Genomic DNA, 22,896 nt, shown 5'->3' with positions numbered 1-22,896 from the left:
GTGACCGGTGGCTGACCCGAAGGGCTTCCTCAAGGTCCAGGAGCGCGAGCTCCCCGCACGACGACCCGTCCCCGTCCGCCTCATGGACTGGAAAGAGGTCTACGAGCAGCAGGAGTCCGGCGCGCTCAAGCGCCAGGCCGGCCGCTGCATGGACTGCGGCGTCCCGTTCTGCCACCAGGGCTGCCCGCTCGGGAACCTCATCCCCGAGTGGAACGACCTGACGTGGCGCGGCGAGGGCCGCCAGGCGATCGAGCGCCTGCACGCGACGAACAACTTCCCGGAGTTCACGGGTCGGCTCTGCCCGGCACCGTGCGAGGCGTCCTGCGTGCTCGGCATCAACCAGCCGCCGGTCACGATCAAGCAGGTCGAGGTCTCGATCATCGACGAGGCGTTCCAGAACGGCTGGGTCACACCGCACCCGCCGGAGCGCCTGACCGGCAAGACCGTGGCGGTCGTCGGGTCCGGCCCCGCCGGCCTCGCCGCCGCGCAGCAGCTCACGCGCGCCGGCCACACCGTCGCCGTGTACGAGCGCGACGACCGCATCGGCGGCCTGCTCCGCTACGGCATCCCGGACTTCAAGATGGAGAAGCGCCAGATCGACGCGCGCCTCGCCCAGATGCAGGCCGAGGGCACCCGCTTCCGCGCAGGCGTCGAGATCGGCGTCGACATCACCTGGGACGACCTGAAGTCCCGGTACGACGCGGTCGTCGTCGCGACCGGCGCGACCGTCCCGCGCGACCTGCCGATCCCCGGCCGCGACCTGGCCGGCGTGCAGTACGCGATGGACTACCTCGTCCAGCAGAACAAGACGAACGCGGGCACCACGGTCGACAACCAGGTGACCGCCGAGGGCAAGCACGTCGTCGTGATCGGCGGCGGCGACACCGGCGCGGACTGCATCGGCACGGCGCACCGGCAGGGCGCGCTGAGCGTGACGAACCTGGCCATCGGCAAGCAGCCGCCGCTCGAGCGTCCGTCCGACCAGCCGTGGCCGATGTTCCCGACCGTGTTCGAGGTCTCCAGCGCCCACGAGGAGGGCGGCGAGCGGCACTACCTGGCGTCGACCGTCGAGTTCCTCGGGAACGCCGCGGGCGAGGTCCGGGCGCTCCGGGTCGCCGAGACCGAGTACGTCGACGGCCGCCGCGTCCCGAAGAGCGGCACTGAGCGCGAGATCCCCGCCGACCTCGTCCTCATCGCGATGGGCTTCACCGGCCCGGAGACCGAGACGCTCGAGCCGCAGCTCGGGCTGCCGACCACGCCGTCCGGTGCGGTCGCACGCCAGGCCGACTACTCCACCAACGAGCCGGGCGTGTTCGTCGCCGGGGACGCCGGCCGCGGACAGTCGCTCATCGTCTGGGCGATCGCCGAGGGCCGCGCCGCCGCCGCGAAGGTCGACGAGTACCTCGAGGGCTCGACGATCCTGCCGGCACCGGTGAAGGCCACCGACCGTGCCATCTCGGTCTGACCGGGCGGGCGACGTGAACGACACGGGAACGCACGACCGCCAGTGAGCAGCAGGCCACCGGCACTCGATAGGGTGCTGGTGGCCTGCTGTCGTTCCGCGCGGCCCCACAGCGCGGAAACCCCAGCACCATCCACCACACGAAGGAATCCATTGAGACGCGCAAAGATCGTTTCGACGCTCGGACCCGCCACGTCGGAGTACGAGACCGTCAAGGAGATCATCGAAGCGGGCGTCGACGTCGCCCGCCTCAACCTCAGCCACGGTGACTACAGCGTCCACGAGGCCAACTACGAGAACGTCCGTCGCGCCGCCGAGGAGCTCGGCAAGCCGGTCGCGATCCTCGTCGACCTGCAGGGCCCGAAGATCCGCCTCGCCCGGTTCGCGGACGGCCCCCACGAGCTCGCCGTCGGTGACGTCTTCACCATCACGACCGAGGACGTGCCCGGCTCGAAGGAGATCTGCGGCACGACGTTCAAGGGCCTGCCCCAGGACGTGAAGCCCGGCGACCCGCTGCTCATCGACGACGGCCGGGTGCGGCTCCGCGTGCTCGACACCGACGGCGTGCGCGTGCGCACCGAGGTCGTCGTCGCCGGCACCGTCTCGAACAACAAGGGCATCAACCTGCCCGGCGTCGCGGTCAACGTGCCCGCGCTGAGCGAGAAGGACGAGGCCGACCTCCGCTGGGCGATCCGCCAGGGCGCCGACCTCATCGCGCTGTCGTTCGTGCGCAACGCCGCCGACGTCGACCGCGCGCACGAGATCATGGACGAGGAGGGCAAGCGCCTCCCCGTCATCGCGAAGATCGAGAAGCCGCAGGCCGTCGACGCCCTCGAGGAGATCATCGACGCGTTCGACAGCATCATGGTCGCCCGCGGTGACCTCGGCGTCGAGCTCCCGCTCGAGGCCGTCCCGATCGTGCAGAAGCGCGCCGTCGAGCTGAGCCGCCGCATGGCGAAGCCGGTCATCGTCGCGACGCAGATGCTCGAGTCGATGATCTCGTCGCCGATCCCCACCCGTGCCGAGACCTCCGACGTCGCGAACGCCGTCCTCGACGGTGCGGACGCGGTCATGCTCTCGGGCGAGACCAGCGTCGGCGAGTACCCGGTGCAGACCGTCCGCACGATGGCCCGCATCGTCGAGTCCACCGAGGACCACGGCCTCGAGCGCATCGCCCCGCTCGGCACCAAGCCGCGCACGCTCGGAGGTGCGATCACCCTCGCCGCGGTCGAGATCGCCGAGTTCACCGAGGCGTCGTACCTCTGCGTCTTCACCGAGTCCGGCGACTCGGCCCGCCGCATGTCGCGTCTGCGCCACGGTCTGCCGATCATCGCGTTCACCCCGAACGAGGCCACGCGTCGCCGCATGGCCCTCACGTGGGGCGTCCGTTCGTTCCTGGTCGACCGGAAGACCCACACCGACGAGCTCTTCTCGCAGGTGGACGACGTCCTCCTCGAGAACGGCCTGGCCGCCCCCGGCGACCGCGTCATCGTGACGGCCGGTTCGCCTCCCGGCATCGAGGGCTCGACGAACGACCTCCGCGTGCACCGCGTCGGCGACGCGCACGCCGAGGCCGCCCCGGCCTACGTGCGCGACTGACACCCGGTCACCACGCCACAGGGCGCGGACGGGAGGCACGGTGCGGGTTCCGCACACCGCCTCCGGTCCGCGCCCTGTCGCGTCCCACGCCCGCCCTCGTCCGGAACGGAGCCGCACCCGACGACGCGGCCGCGCCCGCTCTGCGCACCCACCCGTCCACGCGCGGGCGTGAGCGGGCAGGATCGGTGGGGTGAGCCTCCAGGACGAGAACCGTTCCGCACCCACCGCGACGGACGTGCGTCGCTGGCGCCGCTACCTGGCCGACGAGCGGGCGGAGGCCGCCGTCTACCGGAACCTCGCCGCGCGACGGACGGGTGAGGAGCGCGAGATCCTCGCGGCCCTCGCCGAGGCGGAGGGCCGGCACGAGCAGCACTGGATCGACCTGCTCGGCGACCGGGCGGGGCGGCCGCTGCGGGGGAGTTGGCGGACCCGGGTGCTCGCCGCGCTGGCGAAGCGGTTCGGCTCGGTGTTCGTGCTCGCGCTCATGCAGCGTGCCGAGGACCGCTCGCCGTACGCCGACGACGACGACGCCACGGCGCGGATGGCCGCCGACGAGCGGATCCACGGCGAGGTGGTCCGCGGGCTGGCGAACCGGGGGCGGATGCGCCTGTCCGGGACGTTCCGGGCGGCGGTGTTCGGCGCGAACGACGGTCTCGTGTCGAACCTGGCGCTCATCATCGGCATCAGTGCGTCCGGCGCCGACCGGCACTTCGTCCTGCTGAGCGGCGTCGCGGGTCTGCTCGCCGGTGCGCTGTCGATGGGCGCGGGGGAGTACGTCTCCGTGCGGTCGCAGCGGGAGCTGCTCGACGCCTCGGCGCCGCACCCCGAGGCCGGGCAGGCCGTCGCCGACCTCGACGTCGACGCGAACGAGCTGGCGCTGGTCTACCGGGCACGCGGGATGACCGAGATCGAGGCGCAGGCGCACGCGGACGAGGTCCTCGGCGGGCGGACGGTGCCGTCGGCGACCGGCCCGGACGAACACGAGGCGGTCGGCAACGGCATGAGCGCGGCGGTGTCGAGCTTCCTGTTCTTCGCGTCGGGTGCGGTGATCCCGGTGCTGCCGTACCTGTTCGGGCTCGAGGGGTGGGCGGCTGTGCTGCTCGCGGCGCTGCTCGTCGGGATCGCGCTGCTCGGGACGGGCGCGGTCGTCGGGGTGCTCAGCGGAGCGTCGCCGCTGCGTCGGGCCCTGCGGCAGCTCGCGATCGGGTTCGGTGCGGCCGCGGTGACGTACGGACTCGGCCTGCTGTTCGGGACGGGGAGCGCGTAGGACGCGCGGAGGCGTCCGGTCGGGTTCGGTGCGTGGCGGTCAGCGGCGCAGCGCGGTCAGCGTCGCATCGCCGCGCGGGGCGGCAGGAGCAGGAGCGCGGCGGCGCCGACCACGACGAGGGCGATCCCCGAGAAGACCGTGAAGACGGTGAGGGCGAGTCCGGGGGCGACGAGGACCACGACGCCGCCGAGGATCGACAGCACGCCGCTCACGACCGTCGGGACCCGTGAGGAACCGGGGTGCCCGACCACGGCGCCGACGAGGGCAGCGATGCCCTCGACCAGGAACGCGATCCCGGCGAGCACGGCGTAGACGAGCAGCGGGATCGCCGGGTCGACGAGCGTCAGGAGGCCGGCGAGCCCGACGAGGACCCCGACGATGCCCGAGGTCCAGCGCCACGCTGGTGGGGTGCCGTGCCCCCGGACGGCGGCGAACACCCGCAGCGCCCCGGCCACCACGAGGTACACGCCGAACACGAGGGCGACGAGCACGAGCGAGGGGCGGGGCCAGACGATCGCGACGATCCCGAGGACGACGGCCACCACGGCCGTCACGACGACGAACACTCGGAACGTGCGGACGGCACGGGAATCCACGGGACCTCCTGATCGATCGGGTGGCCTCCGACGGTACCCGGCGTTCAGCCGCGGCGTTGCGTCCCGAGCACCCCGACGACGCGTCGGTCGAGCTCGGCGAGCGCCCGCCGGGTCCCTGCCGACAGTCGGGCGGTCGGGACACGGCCGCCGACGGCGAGCTCCGCGTGCGGATGCGCCCTCCGCCCCCGCCTCGCACGCCGATGCCCCGTCGGCGCCTGCACCCCGTCCTGAGGCGCCGGCGCCGCACGCCGATGCGCCGACGGCACCGCACGTCGACACACCGAACGCCGGCCACGGTGACGCGCCGTCCGTCGAGCGTGGCGAGACGCCGGCCGTTGCGCACGACGAGCCGCCGACCAATGTCCACGGCGACGCGCCGACCCCTGCGCACGGCGACTCGCCCGCGGCGACCCACGGGGACACCCCGGCCGGCGCGCACGACGACGCACCGAGCCCCGCGCACGGCGACGACGCCCCGCCAGCTCCGCACGGGGACGCCCCTGCCGCGCACGACGAACCGTCGACCACGCACGTGGGGGACGACGGCGTCGAGCGGACGGTGCGCCAGTACGACTCCGGCAGCAAGGGGGCGTGGAACACCGACCTGTACCACAAGGCGATCGAGGCGAACACGCGGTACGAGATCGATGGCGGCAAGTGGGTCTACGAGACCGACGAGCACGCACGGGTCGTGCACGCCGAGGGTCACCTCGACCAGGTGGTCAAGGAGCTCGAGAACCGGTCTCGGCACGGTGGGCAACAGACTGCCGCGGGAGGGGCGGACCGTTTGCGTGTCGACCACGGCGGCCACATCTTCGCGACGCTCTTCGGCGGTCCGGGTGAGGGCATCAACCTCACGGCGCAGTGGAGCAAGGTCAACCTCGGAGCGTACAAGGCCCTCGAGAATCAGTGGGCGACGGCGATCGACTCCGGCAGATCGGTCCGTGTCGAAGTGAACCTGACGTACCCGGACGGACTCCGGCCGTCCAGGTACGATGTGGAATACCAGATCGGTGACGGCCCGATTCGATCGGCCCGGTTCTCGAACGCCCCGACCCCATGAGCCGCCGTGTTGCGGCTCTGCACTCTGGAGAGATGTGACAGCGGAACAACAAGCCCTCGAAGCGCGGATCGTGGCGGAAGCAGGTCGGCTGCTCGGCCCCCACGACGACTGGGTGACGGCTCGGTGCATCGTGGCCGAGGTGGGCTCGATGGGCACGCTGGTCAGTCGATTCACCCGGGCAGACGGTTCTCTCGGATCCATGCGCGTCCGAGGGCAGTTCCAGGACCTCTGGGAACAACTCCGCGAGGTGATGGCTGATCCTGAACGGGGAGCTTGGTTGTCCGCCTCCCTCGATGTCGACCGGGCGTCCGGCAGTTCTTCGTTCTCGTACAACTGGGATGGCCGCGTCTGGTTCGACCGGCTGATCCCGGACCTCGACCCTTCGGACGTCGACCTGGCGCTGCCACTCGATGAGGCGTGGGGGGAAGAACTCGCCCGACACCCGCGTTCGCCCGAGCACGTCCCTGCATGGCTGCATGCACTCGTGGCAGGCGAGGGCACAGAGCCTCAGCCCGGGGACGGCGCTGCCATCGAGCGGGCGATCGCTGCGGCGCCCACCTGGCCGCCGGCGCGCGCCTCGCTGGCGTCGTCGACACGCTGGTCCGAGGTGTTCGACGCCGTGTCAGAGGAGATCGTGCGGGCGCTCCGTGCGGACACCCCGGCGACGGAGCTGCTCCACCGCGAGGTCGACGACCGCGCACTCGAGCAGGTCGCAGCCTCCGCCGCCGGGCCGCTGCTCCGACGGTTCGTCCACGACACCGCTTCGTGTGGCGCCCTCGCAGCCGAGCTGGACACCCCGAACGGCCCGGACCGCGCCGAGGACGACGTGACCGACGCGATCACCGACCTCGTGGACTGGCAGGTCGCACGGCGGTTCGACCGATGACCGGCCTGGAGAACCCGGAACTCGACGCCCGGCTCGGCCGCGCCCTGGTCGACCCGTCAGCACTCGGTGAGTTCGTGGACAGCTTCGTCCCGAGTCCGCTCCTGGTGCCGATGCACATCGACGGCGAGACGGCCTACCCGATCGTGACGCACCGGGACGACGGCCCTGCCCTGGCCGTGTTCACCGGCGAGCAGCACAGCCTGCAGATCGACCTGCCGACCGCCAACGACGTGGTCGTCCTGACGGGCGCACGGGTCATCGGGATCGCCGTCCCCGACAGCGGCATCCTGGTCAACCCGGGTCCGCGGGAACTGCACCTGCCGGCCGCCCTCGTGGCGCACGTGCACCCGCAGATCCCGGCCGAACTGCTGGCACCACGGACGACCCCCACGGAACAGTCCGGGCAGCCCGAACCGGCAGGGTCGATCGTCGCCACGCAGCAGGCTCAGTCGACGCTCGCTGGCAACGCGTACCGGTGGCTGGCACAGGGTGGCACCTTCGACTCGGCGGACTTCTTCGTGGGGTTCTGCGGGAGCGAACACACAGCGCGTGGCGCAGTCGTCTCCGCAGGACAGACCACCCCGGTGCAGGTGCCGGACCCGATGGTCGACGAGTTCCGCGTGCTCCGGCGTTCCGCGGCCGAACCGGAGAAGGGAACCTGGATCGGCGCCGAGCTCCACCTGACCTCGGCCGGATCGTTCTCGTACTCGTTCGTGTACGACGACCGACTCGACTTCGGAGCTGCCGATCCCCGCGTTCCCCGAACCGACGCAGATCCGGTTCCGGGACTCGATGCCTGGCGCGGGGAGTTCGCCGCTCAGGGGCGCAACGCGCGGTTCATCCCGGAGTGGGCACACTGACCGACCGCGACTGCGGTGGGATGGTGGGCACGTCGAAGCTGGGCACCGAGAACGACGGCACCGAGAACGACGGCACCGGTACCGGGGAACCCGACGACGGGGAATCGGGCGCCGGCGGACCGGGCGCCGGCGCGCCCGGAACCGTGAACGTGCTGACCGGAGCGGGCTCGCGGTCCGACGTCCCGCGCGCACCCGGCGGTTGCAACCCCACGGCGCCGATCGCGACGAGCCCGATGGTCAGCCCGGCGAGCGCCAGCAGCCGGTAGCGGATGCCGAGACTCCGCAGGTACCGCTGCGGCGCGAACCGTCCAGCGCGCACGGCCTCGACGAACGCCGTCGCCGTGACGAGGGCGATCGGCCACGCCGCGGCGGTGACGAGTCCCGCCGGTGCGCCGTCTGACGATCCGGTCGCGGCGACCACCAGCCCGAGCACCCCGGCCCCGAGCCCGGTCCACAGCGCGAGTTCCTGGCGCAGGCTGCCGAAGCGCCACCCGACGCCCCACAGCACCCGCCCGGTCCGCGCCCGTGCTGCACGGAGCACCCGGTCGTCCCCGGGCAGCGGCGCCGCGACGGACAGCAGCCCCGCGACGACCGCGGTGCCGAGCACCCACGCGCTGGCCAGCTCCCAGGCGGGACCGTCGACGCCGACCGCCACCCAGCGCACGGCGACACCGAGCACGACCAACCCGGTCGTGACCATCGCGGCCCATCGGGCGACGACGGATCCGCGCCGGCTCAGCGTGGCGAGGTAGCTCGCCGGCAGCCGATCACGACGCCGTCGGTACCGCCGCAGCGCTGCCCAGACCGCGGCGGCGCCCCCGGCCGCGGCGACGGTCGCCGCCACGGCTCCGGGGAGACCGGGTCCTGCCAGCGCGACGGCCGCGACGACCGCCGGGACGAGCGCGACAGCGGACGCTGCTCGACGCTCCCAGGTGACAGCCGCGTCGAGTAGTTCCCGTGACTCCTCGTCACCCGGGTTGGTGACGAGCAGGTCGAGCAACAACCCGGGCTGCTCGGCCACGGGTGCGTACTCGGCTCGGAGCGCCAGGAGTGCCGGGTGCTGCGACGCCCGCTCGAGCCCCGCAGCGACGAACCCCCGCGCGAGTCCGGTGTTGCCGTGCACCCGTTCGCAGACGGCAGCGACCGTGTGCCAGTCCGGAGACCCCGGCTCCAGCTCGAGCGCCCGGTGGTACGCGTGCCGGACCTGCTCGATGCGGCGGCCACGCCCGTCGATGCTCGCCAGCGCGTGCTGTGCCCACACGCCGGCGACGTCGGGTGCCATGCCGACCAGCTGCGAGGTGATGGTCAGCGCCTCCGGGGCCCGGCCGGCCACGATGAGCACGGCCACCAGCCGCAGGTACGGGGGCAGCGTGTCGGGAGCGGCCTGAAGCGCGGACCGCGCGGCCTGCTCGGCCTGCAGCAGGTCGCCACGCGCCTGCAGCAGCGCGGCCCACTCCGTCAGCAGCGCAGCGTCGCCCGGAGCCGTACCGAGCGCGTCCTGCAGCAGCCGCTCGGCGGCCTCGAGTTGCCCGAGGGCCCGCAGCGACCCGGCCCGCGCGACGACCGACTCGGTGGCGTCAGAGGACACGCTTCTGCTTCAGGTACACCACCAGGTCGTCGTACCGGCCGTCGGCGTTCGCGAACGCGGCGACGTTCTTCGCGGTCACGAGCCACGAGCCCGTCGACGGTCGGACCTGGCCGAGGGCGTGCTGCACGTCCGCCATCACGAGCGGCTGGATCTCACCCGCGGCGACGGAGCGGGCCATCGCCTGTTCTGCTGCGGAGGTCACGAGGTGCGCCAGGTCGGCCCCGGAGAAGTCCTGCGTCGCCGCGACGACCTGTCCGAGGTCGATGCCGGCGATGGGGCGTCGGGCGAAGTGGTGGCGCAGGATCGCCTCGCGCGCGGGAGCGTCCGGCGGCAACACGAGCGTCATCCGGTCGAGTCGTCCGGGGCGCAGGAACGCCGGGTCAACGTCCCACGGGCTGTTCGTCGCGGCGAGCACGAACAGCCCGTCGTTCTCGGAACCGACGGAGTCGAGTTCGAGCAGCAGCTGGTTCACCATCTGCCGCAGTCCGCTCCAGCCGCTGCCGATGCTCGACCGTCGGGCGCCGAGCGCGTCGATCTCGTCGAGGAACAGCACCGCCGGCGTCTGCGCCCGCGCCGCCTCGAAGACGGCGTGCAGGTTCTTCTCCGTGTTGCCGAGGTAGGGATCGAGCACCTGGTCGATCCGCGCGGTCACGAAGTGCGCGCCGAGTTCGCCGGCGATGGCCCGCGCCATGAAGGTCTTGCCGCACCCGGGCGGTCCGTAGAGCAGCAGCCCACCGCGCAGCGTCTGCCCGAAGGCCGCGGCGATCTCCGGGTGCCGCATCGGTTCCAGGAAGGACTCGCGGATGCGCTGCTTGACGTCCGCGAGTCCGCCGACGTCGTCGAGGGTGACGTCGGGCCGTTCGACCTCGACGTCGACGACGTGCTCGCCCTCGCCGTCGAGCCGGATCTTCTCCGGCACGTCCGACGGCACGGCCGACGGCCCGGCCGACGCCTCGGGCGGCGGTGTCGGCCCGTCCTGCGGGCCGCCGGCGGACTCGACGAAGGGCGGCGGGACGCTGCGTCCCAGCTCCGCCTCGGCACGTCGCCAGTCGAACGCCTCCTCGGGACGGCCGGGAGGCTCGGTGCCGGTGGCCGCGTCGCCGACGTCGGTGGGTCCGGGCGTCCGGAGCGCGGCGCTCGCGTCCGCGAGCACGTGCAGGGCGAGCGCGTTGCCGGGGTCCAGCTGCAGCACCACGGCGGCGTGCTGGAGTGCCTCGGCCGCCCGGCCGCGTTGCAGGAGCAGCTGCGCGACCTGGCCGCGCAGGGCGACGTCGTCGGGCGCTGCCTGCACGGCGGCGAAGAGGCTGGCGAAGAGCGGGTCGTCGGTCATCGCGGGCCACCGTCCTGTGTCGAGAGCGCGGCGTGCGCGTGGTCCGCGATCGCCTCGGCCAGTCCGGTGCCGACGGACCCGGCGTCGTCGTGCAGGGGGACGAAGACGTCGGTCCACCACCAGCCGCCACCCTCCGCCTCGGGCGGGAGCTCGGTGAGGTCGGGCAGCAGGCGACGGACCTCGGTGTCCGAGCGGACGCGGCGGGGGTGCTGCACGGTGGCGACGACCCGTCCGTCGGCGTCCGTGAAGCGTCCGACCAGTCCGCCGCGGACGAGTCGCAGGCCGATCCCGGGGTCCACCGCGGCGGCCGCGGGGCGGAACTCGGCGTCGCCGACGAGCGTCGGACCGAGGATCGTGAGTTCACGGGGCACGGTGCTGCTCCTCCTGCGGGGTCCGGCCGGCGCCGAGGTCCCGGCCGGTCAGGCGTTCGAGGGCGTCGCGGCCCAGGTGGTCGACCACGGGGCGCAGGCGTTCCCACCCGGTGGCGTCCGGGCGCGAGGGGCCGTCGCGGAACCGCAACACGAGCGACGGCACCCGCGGACGGCCGACCCGTTCGGCTCCGAACCGGTCGCGCATCTCGTCGACGTCGAGTCCGAGGCCCTTGACAGCGGGGGAGCCGAGCAGCATCGCCACGGGTTCGGGGTCCTGCTCCAGCGTCGGGCGCACGGTCAGGTCGGCCGAGCCGACGCGGGCGAACACCATCGCGACCAGCGGGAGCGCAGTGCGGCACAGGTCGCCGAGCAGCACGGTCACGGCGTCGTGCGCGCGCTGGACCGCGTCGCTGCCGGGGACCCCGACGCCGACCAGGCCGGAGACGACCTCCTCCACCCCGTGCTCGGTACGCCGCGCGGTGAGCGACCCGGCCAGCGGCGCCCGCTCGTCGCCGACGACCACGAACCGGGCGTCCTGCGGCATCCGTGCGCGTGCGGCAGCGGTGAGGGTGTCCTTGTCCCAGTCGGCCTCGACCGGTTCGTGCGAGCCCCAACCACTCGGGGTCGTGCCGGGCCCGAGCGCGGCGAACGTCTCCCACGCACGACCCAGACGTGTGCCGGCGTCGGGGCGGTGGCGGATCGACGCCGACACCACGAACTGCACCTGCTCCGGTCGGGGGACCTCGAGGTACCGCGGGTCGACGGCGTCGGTGGTCCGGGGAGAGCGGAAGCCGTCGGCGAGTCCGAGCAGCGACGTGCCGGTCGACCCGTCGCGCAGCGCGCCGTCGCCGGACCGGACGACCCAGCGTCCGTCGGCCGCGTCGAGGACCTGCCGGAACGGTTCGGTCAGGCGGGAGGAGTCCGGGGTCAGGAACACCACCCGGAGTCCGGCAGCCGCGGCCTGGACGACGAGGTCCGCGCGCATCGGGGTGAGCGCCACGAGCCGCCCGACGGTCTCACTGACGACGTAGCCCGCGCCGGTCCCGTCCACCAGCGGGTGCTCGATCCCCATGCACCCGACCATACGGGACGGCGGCGCGCAGCGCGGGGCGGGGCCGCTCCGCAACCCGTTGCAACCCCCGCCGCCGTAGCGTCCCGTCCGAGGCGCGCAGACCGTGCGCCGTCGACATCGTCGTCGAGAGGGCACCACCATGACCATCGCAGCATCGCCGACCACCTACGCCGCACCGGGCGAGGACGGAGCGCTCGTCGCCTTCCGCTCCCGGTACGACCACTACATCGGCGGCGAGTACGTCCCGCCGACGGGTGGGCAGTACTTCGAGAACCCCACCCCGGTCACCGGGAAGACCTTCACCGAGGTCGCGCGGGGCGACTCCACGGACGTCGACAAGGCCGTCGCCGCCGCGTGGAAGGCCTTCCCGGCCTGGGGGAAGACGAGCGTCACCGAGCGCGCGAACATCCTGAACCGCATCGCCGACCGGATGGAGCAGAACCTCGAGATGCTCGCCGTCGCCGAGACGTGGGAGAACGGCAAGCCGATCCGCGAGACGCTCGGCGCGGACATCCCGCTCGCGATCGACCACTTCCGCTACTTCGCCGGCGCGATCCGCGCGCAGGAGGGCTCGACGGGGGAGATCGACCACGACACCGTCGCGTACCACTTCCACGAGCCGCTCGGGGTGGTCGCGCAGATCATCCCGTGGAACTTCCCGATCCTGATGGCGGTGTGGAAGCTCGCACCGGCACTCGCCGCCGGCAACTGCGTCGTGCTGAAGCCCGCCGAGCAGACGCCCGCGTCGATCCACGTGCTCCTCGGTCTGATCGAGGACCTGCTGCCCGCCGGGGTGGTCAACGTCGTGAACGGCTTCGGGTTCGAGGTCGGGGCTCCACTCGCGCAGCACCCGGACGTCCGCAAGGTCGCCTTCACGGGCGAGACCACGACCGGGCGCCTGATCATGCAGTACGCGTCGCAGAACCTGATCCCGGTGACGCTCGAGCTCGGCGGCAAGAGCCCGAACGTGTTCTTCGCCGACGTCGCCCAGGAGAAGGACGCCTTCTACGACAAGGCGCTCGAGGGCTTCGCCTTCTTCAACCTCAACCAGGGCGAGGTCTGCACGTGCCCGTCGCGTGCCTTGGTCGCGAAGGAGATCTACGACGGGTTCGTGGCCGACGGTCTGGACCGGGTGCGCGCGGTCAAGCAGGGCCACCCGCTGGACGTGTCGACGATGATCGGTGCCCAGGCGTCGAACGACCAGCTCGAGAAGATCCTGAGCTACATCGACATCGGCAAGCAGGAAGGCGCGAAGCTCCTCACGGGCGGTGAGCGCGCGGATCTCGGTGGTGAGCTGAGCGGCGGGTACTACGTCACGCCGACGGTGTTCGAGGGCGACAACAGCATGCGCATCTTCCAGGAGGAGATCTTCGGACCCGTCCTCGCGCTGACGTCCTTCAGCGGGTACGACGACGCGATCCGGATCGCCAACGACACCCTGTACGGACTCGGCGCGGGTGTCTGGAGCCGCGAGGCGACGACGCTCTACCGGGCGGGCCGCGACATCCAGGCCGGACGTGTCTGGTCGAACACCTACCACCAGTACCCGGCCGGCGCGGCGTTCGGCGGCTACAAGCAGTCCGGTGTCGGCCGCGAGAACCACAAGATGATGCTCGACCACTACCAGCAGACGAAGAACCTGCTCGTGTCGTACGCCGAGGGACCGATGGGGTTCTTCTGATGACGCATCGTCACGCCGAGGGAGCAGCGCCGGAAGGGGGGTCCTCCTGATGACGAAGCCCGGGACCACCGCCCGCGTCGCCGTCACGCCGGAGGCGGCCGAGCTCCTCCGCGCGCTCACGGCCCGGCACGGACCGCTGATGTTCCACCAGTCCGGCGGCTGCTGCGACGGCTCGAGCCCGATGTGCTACCCCGTCGGGATGTTCCGCACCGGTCCCGGCGACGTCCTGCTCGGCACCATCGACGTCCCCGAGCTCGACCCTGTCGAGGTCACAGCGCCCATCGAGGTGTACATGTCCCGAGCGCAGTTCGAGTACTGGAAGTACAGCCATCTGCTGATCGACGTCGTCGACGGCCGCGGATCCGGGTTCTCGGTCGAAAGCCCGCTGAACAGGCGTTTCCTGACCCGGTCACGCCTGTTCACCGACTCCGAACTGATCGATCTCGGGCTTACGCCTCGCGTTCAGTCCGCAGATCGTCCGCAGAATCAGCCGTAGACGCCATCAGGTCCGCCGCTGCAGCACGCGTGCGGTCCGCGGCGTCAGGGAACAGGTGCGCGTAGATCGCGAGCGTGATCGCCGGTGACGCATGCCCCATCGCACGAGCGACCGACACAGCGTCGAGTCCGGAACGGATCAAGCCCGACGCGTAGAAGTGCCGGAAGTCGTGCGGCGTGATCCCGTCCACCCCTGCGGCAGTGCACGCTTTCTCGAACCAGCGTCGCAGCGCGTTGGGGGAGGGCGGGTCACCGGGAAGGAACCACTGCGCGGAGCCGAAGACACCAACGTCGCGCATCGCCGCCGACAGCCGTTCCGTGAGCGCGGACGGCACCGGGACCACCCGTTCGCTGCCGTGCTTCGGCGGGCAGACCTCACGGGTGCCAGGGCGGTTCTGCACCTGACGCGCGACGTGGACGGTGCGGCGCAGCCAGTCGACGTCGCTGACCTGCACCGCTGCGGCTTCCCCGATCCGCAGGCCGGCGTACGCCATCACGTCCAGCAATGGGCGCAGGAACGGCTCCGCTCGGTCTCGGATCGCGTTCACCTCTCGCGGCGTCGGGATCCGCATTGTGTGCTCGGTCTTCCGGACCGCGGGGAGCTTCAAGCCGGCGGTCGGATCCTCGCTGAGCAGCCGGTCGTGGACAGCGGCGCGGAGCGCGCCCCGGACGTACTTCACGCGGGTGCGGATCGTCGACGCCGCGAGGTTCGCCTGCATCGCCTTCACCCATGCCTCGGCGTGGGAACGTCGAAGTTTCGCGAACGGGACGGCGCCGAAGTCGCAGGCCTCGACAGCCCGGTCCGCTGCTGTCCGGGTACCGACGGCCCACACCTGCCGGTCCGCCCAGTCGCCGTAGAAGCCAGCGAGGGTTATGGTAGATCGCTGAGGGTCCACGTACGTGCCGGTCCGACGAGCGGCGGCGATTTCGTCCAGCCAGGCCTGGCCGTCGCGTTTCCGGTCGAAGTGCTTGGAGTGCTCACGCCCGTCGTCGTCGCGGTAACGGGCCCGCCACTTCCCGTCAGGGCGCTGTCGAATGCTCGCCATCGAGTTCCACTTCCGAGAATAGGGTTGGGACCGCGCCGTCGTCGTCGCGGCGCTGCAGGGCCTCGTCGGCGCTCAGCCCCAGCAGCACCTCGTGAGTTCCGGCGACGGACTGCAGGCGAGCGCGGGATGCTTCGTACCGGGCGGCGGCCTGCTGGAGCTCGGCGAGCGCCCTGCGGAATTCCGCCCGCGCGACGGCAATCGCAGCCTGCTCGGCATCCGCTGCGACTTGCAGCTCTGAGCCGAGCACTTGCTCGAGATCCATGGCCTCGGCGAGCCGGAGGGGGCGCTCCCCGCTTTCGACCTTCCACACCGTCGTCTGTGACCAGCGCCAGCCGAGCTCGCGCATCGCGGCTGCCACCTCACGCTGCGCACGGTCACCGCGGAGGCGAGACACGGCCCGCCCGATTTGCTCGTCTGTGATCACGAGGCGACGGTACTTCGGAACGGACTTGCACACAACTCCGATTCGTGTACATTGGTGCTCACTCCGGTTCGGAGTAGTCCACATAGTACAAGTTGGAGTGATTATGACGAAGCTTCTGACGCTTGCCGAGACGGCCGAGCGGCTGCGCAAGACGCCCGATGCGCTGCGCTGGATGATCCAAAAGGGCACAGCGCCGAAGAGCGCGAAGATCGGCGGCCGCGTGATGTTCCGCGAGGCCGACGTCGATGCGTTCGTCGAGGCGCAGTTCGAGGAGGCAACGGCCTGATGAACGGAAACACGAAGGCCCCCGGAGCCGGCAAGGGCTCCGAGGGCGGGACCGAAAACCGCGGAGGCATTCGAGTCGTGCACCAGTTTACGCCGACTCCAGCCGAACGAGCGAAGTACGCCGACTACGACGTCGTGTTCAAGGAGAGCAAGGCGCGGGTCGAGATCGAGGTTGTGGACGGTCGGGTGATTCGGTTCGCATCGTCGGTCTGGAGGGTACCGAGCACGAAGACCTTCGTCGTTTGGATGCGTTCCGGCGCGACAAAGCGCGATCGTGCGATCGCGAAGATGGTTGCTCACAAGATGCCCTACGGCGAATGGGCGCGGATGCCCGACATGTGGGCGCGTCAGCGCATCAACGGCGTCGTCAGCTTTCGCCAGCAGCGTGGTGTGATCGACGACGAGGCGTTGTTGTTGTTCGAACTCGAGATGTCCATGGACGAGACGTTGTTGTTGAACGCGACGGTCCCCGAGGGGGCCTTGTTGACGCGGGGGTTCACGCACAACGACGTGCGTGCGCCCCATGCAGAAAGGGCCCGCTGATGCGCCGGATCCACTACGGCAGTCTCACCCTGGTCGTGTCGAACGATGTTGCAGACATGCTCGTCACGCTTAGCACGGAGCTCGCCAACGTCGGAGAGATGGCCTCCGCTCCGGTGGCGGCTGTTGAGGGAACCGCCGTGCTCACGCTCGGCGTGGGAGTGATGATCGCTGTGCTGGACGCTCCACCAGCCGAGGAGTCAGCAGAATCGCTCGAGTCTTGGGCGTACATGCGCGACATGCTCGAGGAGCTGCAGAGTCGGGAGGAGTCCTGATGGTGCCGCTCGAGCACGCTATCGCCCGCGACTTCATCCCCCTGCGAGGAGCGCTCGTCGCCGAGCTTGGTGCGGCTCCCGCGATCCTGTGGCAGCTCATCTGGTTCCGGACCGGACCGGACAGCCCTGCCTCCTACGAGCAGAACGGCCACCGGTGGTGGCGCGCCAACCGCGAGGAGCTCTCGAAGCATTCGGGTCTGACCGTGGACCAGGTGAAGCGCATCGTATCGAAGCTCGAGGCGGACGGCGCCCTCGAGAGCGCTCGACACCAAGCCGGGGGAGTGACTGATCACACGAAGTCCTACCGGTGCCTCACGGACGAAATCGCGCGACCGATTGGTGCAAATCCGCCCAATCTAGATTGGGGCAAATCCGCCCAATCCTCCTATAAGAACCATGAAGAAGAGAAGACTCCGTCTTCTCTCGTGCAGGAACGGGATGACGTCCGAGCTCTCTGCACTCAGCTGGCGGACCTGATCGAGGAGAACGGATCGCCGCGGCCGACCGTCGGGGCGGGCTGGCGAGACGCAGCACGTCTGCTCTTGGATCGCGATCACAGACCGCTCGACGAGGCCATGCAGGTCCTTGAGTGGTCGCAGCGAGATGACTTCTGGCGATCGAACATCTTGTCGATGCCGACGTTCCGCAAGCAGTACGACAAGCTGCGCCTCCGGATGGGTCGCAACCCCGGGCAGTCCCGGGGGCAACAACGGCAAGAAGAAGCGATGGCGCTGATCGAGCGCGCCGCACGAAGGGACCAGGAATATGAAGCAGCAGGACACCGCGGCACTCCTCAGCTGGATGCAGGGCCTCGATGGACGGCACCTGACGGACATCTCGGTCGCGGCATGGACTGAAGTCCTCGGCTCGGACATCACGTACGCCGAAGCGCGCACCGCGGCCGTCGAGCACTACGCCACCGAGACGCGCTACTGCATGCCAGCCGACGTGATCCGTGTCGTCGACGAGCGGCGACGCGGCGAGCGCCGCAGCGCCGAACACGAGCAGTACATGCTCGAGGCGAAGCAGCGCTGGTGCGATGCCGCCGGGGTCAGCGTCGACGAGTACGACCAACATCTCGCCGCCGGTGATCACACCTGGATCCGCGAGCACGACGAGAAGCAGCGCGCACTACAGAGCTGAACGCACTCACCCAGGGCCGGCGGGCAGGCCGCGTCAGAACATACGCCGCAGCCTCCCGACCGGCCCACGATCTCGAAGGAGCGACCTTGCACATCGACGGCACTGACCAGCTGAGCTTCGGGGCAGTGGGACTCTGGCACAAGCTCCACTACGCGTACGGGTCGCGTTGCAACAGCGTCGACGTTCTCACCGTCCACCCCGACCTGCACGCCTGGGGCCCGGAAGAGGACACGACCGATCCAAGCGGGCCGATGGACGAGCTGCTCGCTCTCGGCTTCATTGAGCAGGAGGGCCCTGACTTGTTGCTGCACGAGGAGGTTGAGCTGTGACCGACCCCACCACCCCCGAGGTCGACGCGGACACCGCGTACGCCCTCACCGCCACCCGAGCACGCCGAGCACTCGGCGACGCCGCCGGCCTCATCGCCTACGCCCGGTCCCTCGCGATCCCGTCCCTCGGCGTCATGGGCGACGGCATGCCCCGCGCCGCGTCGAAGGAGGCCCCGCTCCCGTTCCGCGCCGACGCGATCGACGACACCGACGACGCCTACGCCCGCCTCATCCAGTGGGTCACCTACTGGGCCGGCGCCCTGCAGGTGAACCCGCCGGCGACCGTCGTCGCCGTGTGGAAGCGCGGCGACGAGGAGCAGGGCTTCCGCGCCGAAGCCACCCCGGCCGGCGCGGGCGAGCTCGTGAAGATCCTCGTCACGTGGCTTCTCATCCGGTGGGACGCGATCGTGCTCCACGACAGCGGCGAGGTGTTCGTCACCGACATCGGTGACATCTTCCGACCGCTGTTCGGCAAGTACCCGCGCCGACCCCAGCGGGAGCGTCAGGTGCTGCCCCGCCCCTGCGAGGTCTGCGACCACTACGCCGTCGGCGCCGAGTGGGCCTCGGAGGACGTCACCGACTTCGTGGTCCGCTGCGACCACTGCGACGACACCGTGCCCGGCGCGACGTACCTCGCATCGGAGAAGACCGCACGGAAGCTCATGCAGGAGCTCCGTGAGGAACGGCAGGTCTGGGACCGCGGCGCCGTGCTCCGGTTCTACGACGAGCACGGCTACTACCCGGCCGACGGGGAACCCCTCGACAAGCCGCGCGCAGCACCGGCGTGCGCGGCGACGGCAATGGTGCAGCGGCGGCCCGCGGTCTGCGCGCGGCGTCTCGGCCACAACGGGCCGCACCGGTCCCTCGCGACCGGCACGGCGGTCGAGTGGGGCGAGGAGGACGGCGAGGGTGGCTGACGACTGGTGGACGAAGGCGCAGGCGATCAAGCACCTCGGCATCACCCGCCAGACCCTCAGCGGCTACATCACCAGCGGCGCCGTCACCGTCTACGGCCGCGGCAGGGAGAAGCTGCTCCGCCGCGAGGAGGTCCAAGCCGAGTACCGACGCCGCCAGCTGAAGCGCAAGACCGGCCGGTGGGGACACGCCGCACGACGAACCCCACCCGGTACCTGACAAACCCGTGCTAGCCTTGCGGAAGCGAACCACTACGTCACGGTTGCCATCACGCTTTCCGAAGGCCCTCACCATCACCGGTGGGGGCCTTCGTCGTACCCCGGTGAGGCGTCGTTGCCCCGGGCTACGGGCTGATCCGCCCGGCCGTCGGAGGCGAACGGATCCCGGGCCGGCGCTTCTGAGGCGTTGCGCCGGCCCGCAGACTTCCTCGTGCCCGCCGACACGCACCGCTACCGCAACCGCCGCCGGGCCCGCACCTCGCTCTGGGACCGGCCGCACAGCGAACCACCGCACGCGGCGCGAGCACGAGGAACTACTTCGGCGGGGGCGTTGACGCGACCCGGAAGTGCCGCGAAGGACGCTCATGACGGGGACCTCCAGGCTCCGAGGCGTACCTGCGGTCCCGCCGATCCCACCTGGCTGGAGGCGACGTGAGCAAGCACCACCCGTCAACGCGCCGGATGCGCGCCGTCCGAGAGGAACGCCGCACCGCCTGGGCGGCCGAGGACGCACCCTGCTGGCTGTGTGGGCAGCTGATCGACTGGACTGTCCCCGACGGCTCCACGGACAGCTCGTTCGAGTATGACCATTACTTCCCGGCCAGCACCCACCCCGAGCACTACGACGACCCCGCGAACGGACGGCCGTCGCACCGAGGCTGCAACCGCGACCGCGGCAACGGCGCCCCGAGAGCGGGCCTTGGCTCGCCCAGCCGGCGCTGGCTCTAAGCGAGAACCTCATCGATGGCCTGCACAAGTCCCCGGAGCCACGTCAGATCATCCGCAACCTCGGCAGTATCGACTGGCTCTCGAGCTATTCGACGAGGTCGCGATTGACGTTGCATGTCACCCTCGTGAACTACTTGATTTCGACGACGTACTATCCGATTGAGCTGATCCTGGATCGACTGCGCCTTCTGAGCCGGATTGATTTTAGTTTCGATCTTCGCAAACGCTTTGCGAGTCCCAAGCATCTGCATTGCGTCGCCAACGCCGCGCGAGCTCTGGAAGGTGTGCGCCAGGATGACCCGCTCAAGGGTGTGTCGGACTCGAACCTTCGGACGAATCGTCGTTCGGCTCGCAGCCATCGCCTCGCTCAGCTCCACGAGCTCGCCGAACGGCACGTCCAGGTTCTTCAACGCGCTCGGCATCTTCTTGAGCGGGGCCTTCGCCAGAGCCCAATGGAGGTACGTGTCCAGCGCGGCCACACCGAGGGCTAGCGCGGAACGCCTCAGGTCATCTGCAACCAGCGGAGACGACACGGACGGTGCTTCATCCAAGAGCGCTTGGGCCCGGTCGAACACGTCGTCTGCTGCCTGCTTTGCACTGATCCCCATGGCTGGCAAGACTACGGAGCCGCCATCCGATGCCGCGGCCCCACTGCGGGGGTAGGGGAGCATAAGCCGCTGGCTTGCCCGCACCCGGGGCACCCCCCGCCATGAGTGTTCCTCTCCCCCCGCGTTTCTGACGCGTTTTTGCCACCAGGGAGGCCCCAGAATCATGCCTGAGGGACGAAAGGCCGCCAGTCGGGAGCACAGGGCCGCTGTGACGCGCATGCTGAAGGCCACTGGGCTGCTCCGGATCCCCGAGGAGGCTCCGCTCGTCGCGTTGGTGAAGTCGCTGGCGAAGGAGATGGACGAGGGCGGCGGGTCGCGGACGTATTCGGCGTACCTGTCGGCCTTGAAGGACGTCCGCCGGGTGCTGGATCGCGCACCGGGGTCCGCGGCCCTGCCGAGCACGGCGGCGCCGAGCCCGGCCGACGCCGACGAGGTCTCCTCGGAGGAGAAGGCGCCGGTCGATCAGGAGGTCCTGGACTTTGCAGGTTTCGCAGCAGCTAAGGGTCGCCCTCCGCGGCGGCAAGGGGCGTGAGGAGCCGCGCGTTTGGACGCGTCCGCTCCGGCCGCTGACGCCGGAGACGTCGCACGGGTTCCACGTCATCGAGTTCGCTCGGGTGTACCTCGGGGTGACGCTGCGGCCGTGGCAGTGCTGGCTGCTGATCCACGCGCTTGAGCTGCTCGAGGACGGCACGTACCGGTTCCGCAAGGTGATCATCATCGTCGGCCGCCAGAACGGCAAGACGAAGCTGATCGAGGTGCTGGCCGCGTGGTGGCTGTTCGTGGACTCGGAGTCGTTCCCGGACCACATCGCGGCGCACGACTTCCTCGTCCTCGGGACGGCGCAGGACCGCGACACCGCGAAGAAGGTGTGGCGCCGCGTTCTCGAGCGCTCGAACCCGGAGGTGCTGCGCTGGCCGGACCGGTTCACGCCGGCTGAGCGCGAGGTGCTGGTCCCGGTGCTCGCGAAGCAGTCGCGGACGCCGTCGACGACGAACGGGTCCGAGGCGATCCGGCTCGCGAACGGGGCACGGTACGAGATCGCGGCGCTCGCGTCCGGCGGTGCCCGCGGCGACTCGACGGCGCGGGCGATCATCGACGAGCTCCGGGAGCAGAAGACCTGGGACGGCTGGGCGGCGTTCTCGAAGACGCTGAACGGCACGTTCAACTCGCAGATGTGGGCGATCTCGTCCGCCGGCGACGCCCGGTCGGTGGTCCTCGCTGACCTGCGTGCGTCCGCGACGGAGACGTGCCGGCTCTGGGCCGAGTACGTCGAGACGGGGCTGCAGGCCGCCGAGGAGTTCGCGAACGAGCACGACACCACGAACGGCCTGTTCGAGTGGTCGGCGCACGAGGACGCGGCGATCGACGACCCGGAGGGGTACTTCCAGTCGAACCCGTCGATCGGGTACGGCTACAACGTCGAGCAGCTGCTCTCCGACCTTGCTTCCGGTGAGCCGGAGGTGGTCACGAAGACCGAGGTGCTCTGCCAGTGGGTCACGGCGAGCATCGACGCGCACCTCGACGCGGGCGCGTGGGCCGACTGCGCGGACCCGTACTCGGAGCCCGCCGAGGGCGCACGGCTGATCCTTGGAGTCGACACCGGCGCCGATCGCGAGATGACGTACGTGTCCGTCGTCGGCGACCGGGCGGACGGGCTGCTGCACTGCGAGCTGATCGCGCAGCGCCCCGGGATGCTCTGGGTCGTCGACGCGGTGAAGCGCGCGGCCGAGAAGAACGGCATCACGGAGGTCGCGCTGCAGACTCGCGGCGCCCCGTCGGCTGAGTTCGCGGAACCGCTCGAGAAGGCCGGCCTGACCGTGCACCGCATCGAGGGCACCGCGCTCGGCTCGTCGGCCGGGCAGACGAAGGACCGGGTCCGGCAGCGAACCCTGCGGCACCGCGGCGACCAGGAGTCGCTGAACCTCGCCGTGTCGGGCGCCGTGTCCCGGAAGCTCAACGAGGTCCGCGTCTGGGACCGCATCAACAGCGTCGTGGACATCGCCCCGATCGTCGCCGTCTCGGCCGCGCAGTGGGCGCACGACAACACCGAACCCCCCGAGCCGTTCACGTCCGCCTACGAGGACGAGGAGCTGCTCGTGGTCTGACGAAGGGAC

At 70.7% G+C, this 22,896-nt stretch carries 26 protein-coding genes and 1 pseudogene; 18 read left to right on the top strand and 9 right to left on the bottom strand.

Translation table 11 applies throughout. The annotated features are described in order from the left end of the window. Window positions 1–7: 7 nt before the first annotated feature. The 3 genes from FB462_RS10415 to FB462_RS10405 all read left to right on the top strand — a co-directional run bounded on the left by FB462_RS10415 (window position 8) and on the right by FB462_RS10405 (window position 4,328). Window positions 8–1,465 carry a glutamate synthase subunit beta gene (locus tag FB462_RS10415; RefSeq protein ID WP_141861799.1) on the top strand — a complete coding sequence of 486 codons (1,458 nt, stop codon included), beginning with the start codon at window positions 8–10 and terminating at the stop codon, window positions 1,463–1,465. A 150-nt stretch (window positions 1,466–1,615) separates the two neighbouring features. Then, on the top strand, window positions 1,616–3,061 hold the full coding sequence (gene pyk, locus FB462_RS10410; RefSeq protein ID WP_058742554.1) for a pyruvate kinase: 1,446 nt from the start codon (window positions 1,616–1,618) through the stop codon (window positions 3,059–3,061). 181 nt (window positions 3,062–3,242) lie between these two features. Next, window positions 3,243–4,328: a VIT1/CCC1 transporter family protein gene (locus tag FB462_RS10405; protein WP_373286845.1), complete on the top strand. Its 1,086-nt coding sequence runs from the start codon at window positions 3,243–3,245 to the stop codon at window positions 4,326–4,328. A 56-nt stretch (window positions 4,329–4,384) separates the two neighbouring features. On the opposite strand, the gene FB462_RS10400 is transcribed toward FB462_RS10405, so the two are convergent. Continuing rightward, window positions 4,385–4,924 carry an HdeD family acid-resistance protein gene (locus tag FB462_RS10400; protein ID WP_167510088.1) on the bottom strand — a complete coding sequence of 180 codons (540 nt, stop codon included), beginning with the start codon at window positions 4,922–4,924 and terminating at the stop codon, window positions 4,385–4,387. A 532-nt stretch (window positions 4,925–5,456) separates the two neighbouring features. Between FB462_RS10400 and FB462_RS10395 the strand changes: the two genes are divergently transcribed. The 3 genes from FB462_RS10395 (at window position 5,457) to FB462_RS10385 (ending at window position 7,733) form a co-directional block, all read left to right on the top strand. After that, entirely contained in the window at window positions 5,457–5,987 is a 531-nt protein-coding gene (locus FB462_RS10395; protein ID WP_141861795.1) for a DNA/RNA non-specific endonuclease, read from the top strand. A 277-nt stretch (window positions 5,988–6,264) separates the two neighbouring features. Then, on the top strand, window positions 6,265–6,873 hold the full coding sequence (locus FB462_RS10390) for a hypothetical protein (protein WP_141861793.1): 609 nt from the start codon (window positions 6,265–6,267) through the stop codon (window positions 6,871–6,873). Next, window positions 6,870–7,733, top strand: coding sequence for an SseB family protein (locus tag FB462_RS10385; protein WP_141861791.1), 864 nt, complete (start codon window positions 6,870–6,872; stop codon window positions 7,731–7,733). The genes FB462_RS10390 and FB462_RS10385 overlap by 4 nt, the downstream gene beginning before the upstream one ends. Here the strand turns inward: FB462_RS10385 and FB462_RS17385 are convergent. From FB462_RS17385 to FB462_RS10365, 4 genes are read right to left on the bottom strand one after another with little or no spacing between them, the layout of a single operon-like run. Continuing rightward, on the bottom strand, window positions 7,711–9,321 hold the full coding sequence (locus FB462_RS17385; protein WP_167510087.1) for a hypothetical protein: 1,611 nt from the start codon (window positions 9,319–9,321) through the stop codon (window positions 7,711–7,713). The two genes, FB462_RS10385 and FB462_RS17385, sit on opposite strands and share 23 nt — an antisense overlap. Continuing rightward, on the bottom strand, window positions 9,311–10,651 hold the full coding sequence (locus FB462_RS10375; protein ID WP_141861789.1) for an AAA family ATPase: 1,341 nt from the start codon (window positions 10,649–10,651) through the stop codon (window positions 9,311–9,313). Before FB462_RS10375 ends, FB462_RS17385 begins: the two co-directional genes overlap by 11 nt. After that, a complete protein-coding gene (locus FB462_RS10370) occupies window positions 10,648–11,022 on the bottom strand; it encodes a hypothetical protein (protein WP_141861787.1) in 375 nt (124 codons plus the stop codon). The genes FB462_RS10375 and FB462_RS10370 overlap by 4 nt, the downstream gene beginning before the upstream one ends. Beyond that, the gene (locus FB462_RS10365; protein WP_141861785.1) at window positions 11,012–12,094 is read right to left on the bottom strand and encodes a DUF6177 family protein; all 1,083 of its coding nucleotides are present in this window, start codon (window positions 12,092–12,094) and stop codon (window positions 11,012–11,014) included. Before FB462_RS10365 ends, FB462_RS10370 begins: the two co-directional genes overlap by 11 nt. 139 nt (window positions 12,095–12,233) lie before the next feature. Here FB462_RS10365 and exaC point away from each other — a divergent pair, with 139 nt between their 5' ends. Together exaC and FB462_RS10355 are read left to right on the top strand one after the other, a co-directional pair. After that, a complete protein-coding gene (exaC, locus tag FB462_RS10360; protein WP_141861783.1) occupies window positions 12,234–13,775 on the top strand; it encodes an acetaldehyde dehydrogenase ExaC in 1,542 nt (513 codons plus the stop codon). 49 nt (window positions 13,776–13,824) lie between these two features. Next, complete coding sequence (locus FB462_RS10355; protein WP_141861781.1) at window positions 13,825–14,271, top strand: DUF779 domain-containing protein; 447 nt, start codon at window positions 13,825–13,827, stop codon at window positions 14,269–14,271. Here FB462_RS10355 and FB462_RS17515 read toward each other — a convergent pair. From FB462_RS17515 to FB462_RS10345, 3 genes and pseudogenes are all read right to left on the bottom strand, one after another. After that, complete coding sequence (locus FB462_RS17515; RefSeq protein WP_208738908.1) at window positions 14,225–14,842, bottom strand: site-specific integrase; 618 nt, start codon at window positions 14,840–14,842, stop codon at window positions 14,225–14,227. The two genes, FB462_RS10355 and FB462_RS17515, sit on opposite strands and share 47 nt — an antisense overlap. Window positions 14,843–15,244: 402 nt before the next feature. Then, window positions 15,245–15,316: pseudogene (locus FB462_RS17925) on the bottom strand (hypothetical protein); the annotation flags it as partial. Then, window positions 15,291–15,740 (bottom strand): hypothetical protein, encoded by a 450-nt coding sequence (locus FB462_RS10345; RefSeq protein WP_141861777.1) that lies wholly within the window; start codon window positions 15,738–15,740, stop codon window positions 15,291–15,293. The pseudogene FB462_RS17925 and the gene FB462_RS10345, both read right to left, overlap by 26 nt. Before the next feature lie 103 nt (window positions 15,741–15,843). Here FB462_RS10345 and FB462_RS10340 point away from each other — a divergent pair, with 103 nt between their 5' ends. From FB462_RS10340 to FB462_RS10305, 8 genes are all read left to right on the top strand, one after another. Next, the gene (locus FB462_RS10340; RefSeq protein ID WP_141861775.1) at window positions 15,844–16,026 is read left to right on the top strand and encodes a helix-turn-helix transcriptional regulator; all 183 of its coding nucleotides are present in this window, start codon (window positions 15,844–15,846) and stop codon (window positions 16,024–16,026) included. Next, the gene (locus FB462_RS10335; RefSeq protein ID WP_141861772.1) at window positions 16,026–16,568 is read left to right on the top strand and encodes a hypothetical protein; all 543 of its coding nucleotides are present in this window, start codon (window positions 16,026–16,028) and stop codon (window positions 16,566–16,568) included. Before FB462_RS10340 ends, FB462_RS10335 begins: the two co-directional genes overlap by 1 nt. Beyond that, a complete protein-coding gene (locus FB462_RS10330; protein WP_141861770.1) occupies window positions 16,568–16,840 on the top strand; it encodes a hypothetical protein in 273 nt (90 codons plus the stop codon). The genes FB462_RS10335 and FB462_RS10330 overlap by 1 nt, the downstream gene beginning before the upstream one ends. Beyond that, window positions 16,840–17,697 (top strand): hypothetical protein, encoded by an 858-nt coding sequence (locus tag FB462_RS10325; protein ID WP_141861768.1) that lies wholly within the window; start codon window positions 16,840–16,842, stop codon window positions 17,695–17,697. Before FB462_RS10330 ends, FB462_RS10325 begins: the two co-directional genes overlap by 1 nt. Next, entirely contained in the window at window positions 17,606–17,983 is a 378-nt protein-coding gene (locus FB462_RS10320) for a hypothetical protein (protein ID WP_141861766.1), read from the top strand. Before FB462_RS10325 ends, FB462_RS10320 begins: the two co-directional genes overlap by 92 nt. Window positions 17,984–18,069: 86 nt before the next feature. After that, window positions 18,070–18,312 carry a hypothetical protein gene (locus FB462_RS10315; protein ID WP_141861764.1) on the top strand — a complete coding sequence of 81 codons (243 nt, stop codon included), beginning with the start codon at window positions 18,070–18,072 and terminating at the stop codon, window positions 18,310–18,312. Further along, the gene (locus FB462_RS10310; protein ID WP_141861762.1) at window positions 18,309–19,229 is read left to right on the top strand and encodes a hypothetical protein; all 921 of its coding nucleotides are present in this window, start codon (window positions 18,309–18,311) and stop codon (window positions 19,227–19,229) included. Before FB462_RS10315 ends, FB462_RS10310 begins: the two co-directional genes overlap by 4 nt. Beyond that, complete coding sequence (locus FB462_RS10305; protein WP_141861760.1) at window positions 19,222–19,446, top strand: helix-turn-helix domain-containing protein; 225 nt, start codon at window positions 19,222–19,224, stop codon at window positions 19,444–19,446. The genes FB462_RS10310 and FB462_RS10305 overlap by 8 nt, the downstream gene beginning before the upstream one ends. 724 nt (window positions 19,447–20,170) lie before the next feature. On the opposite strand, the gene FB462_RS10300 is transcribed toward FB462_RS10305, so the two are convergent. Then, entirely contained in the window at window positions 20,171–20,782 is a 612-nt protein-coding gene (locus FB462_RS10300) for a HEPN domain-containing protein (protein WP_141861758.1), read from the bottom strand. Between the two features lie 208 nt (window positions 20,783–20,990). On the opposite strand from FB462_RS10300, the gene FB462_RS10295 reads away from it, so the two are divergent. Both FB462_RS10295 and FB462_RS10290 read left to right on the top strand, forming a co-directional pair. Then, window positions 20,991–21,314, top strand: a complete 324-nt coding sequence (locus tag FB462_RS10295) for a hypothetical protein (RefSeq protein ID WP_141861756.1) — start codon at window positions 20,991–20,993, stop codon at window positions 21,312–21,314. 82 nt (window positions 21,315–21,396) lie between these two features. Continuing rightward, window positions 21,397–22,887 (top strand): terminase, encoded by a 1,491-nt coding sequence (locus FB462_RS10290; protein ID WP_141861754.1) that lies wholly within the window; start codon window positions 21,397–21,399, stop codon window positions 22,885–22,887. Window positions 22,888–22,896: the final 9 nt, after the last annotated feature.

It is taken from the genome of Curtobacterium citreum (genome assembly GCF_006715175.1).
Lineage (GTDB): Bacteria > Actinomycetota > Actinomycetes > Actinomycetales > Microbacteriaceae > Curtobacterium > Curtobacterium citreum.
Note: the sequence above shows the minus strand (reverse complement) of the source record. Positions and strands in the feature narration are given on the sequence as shown.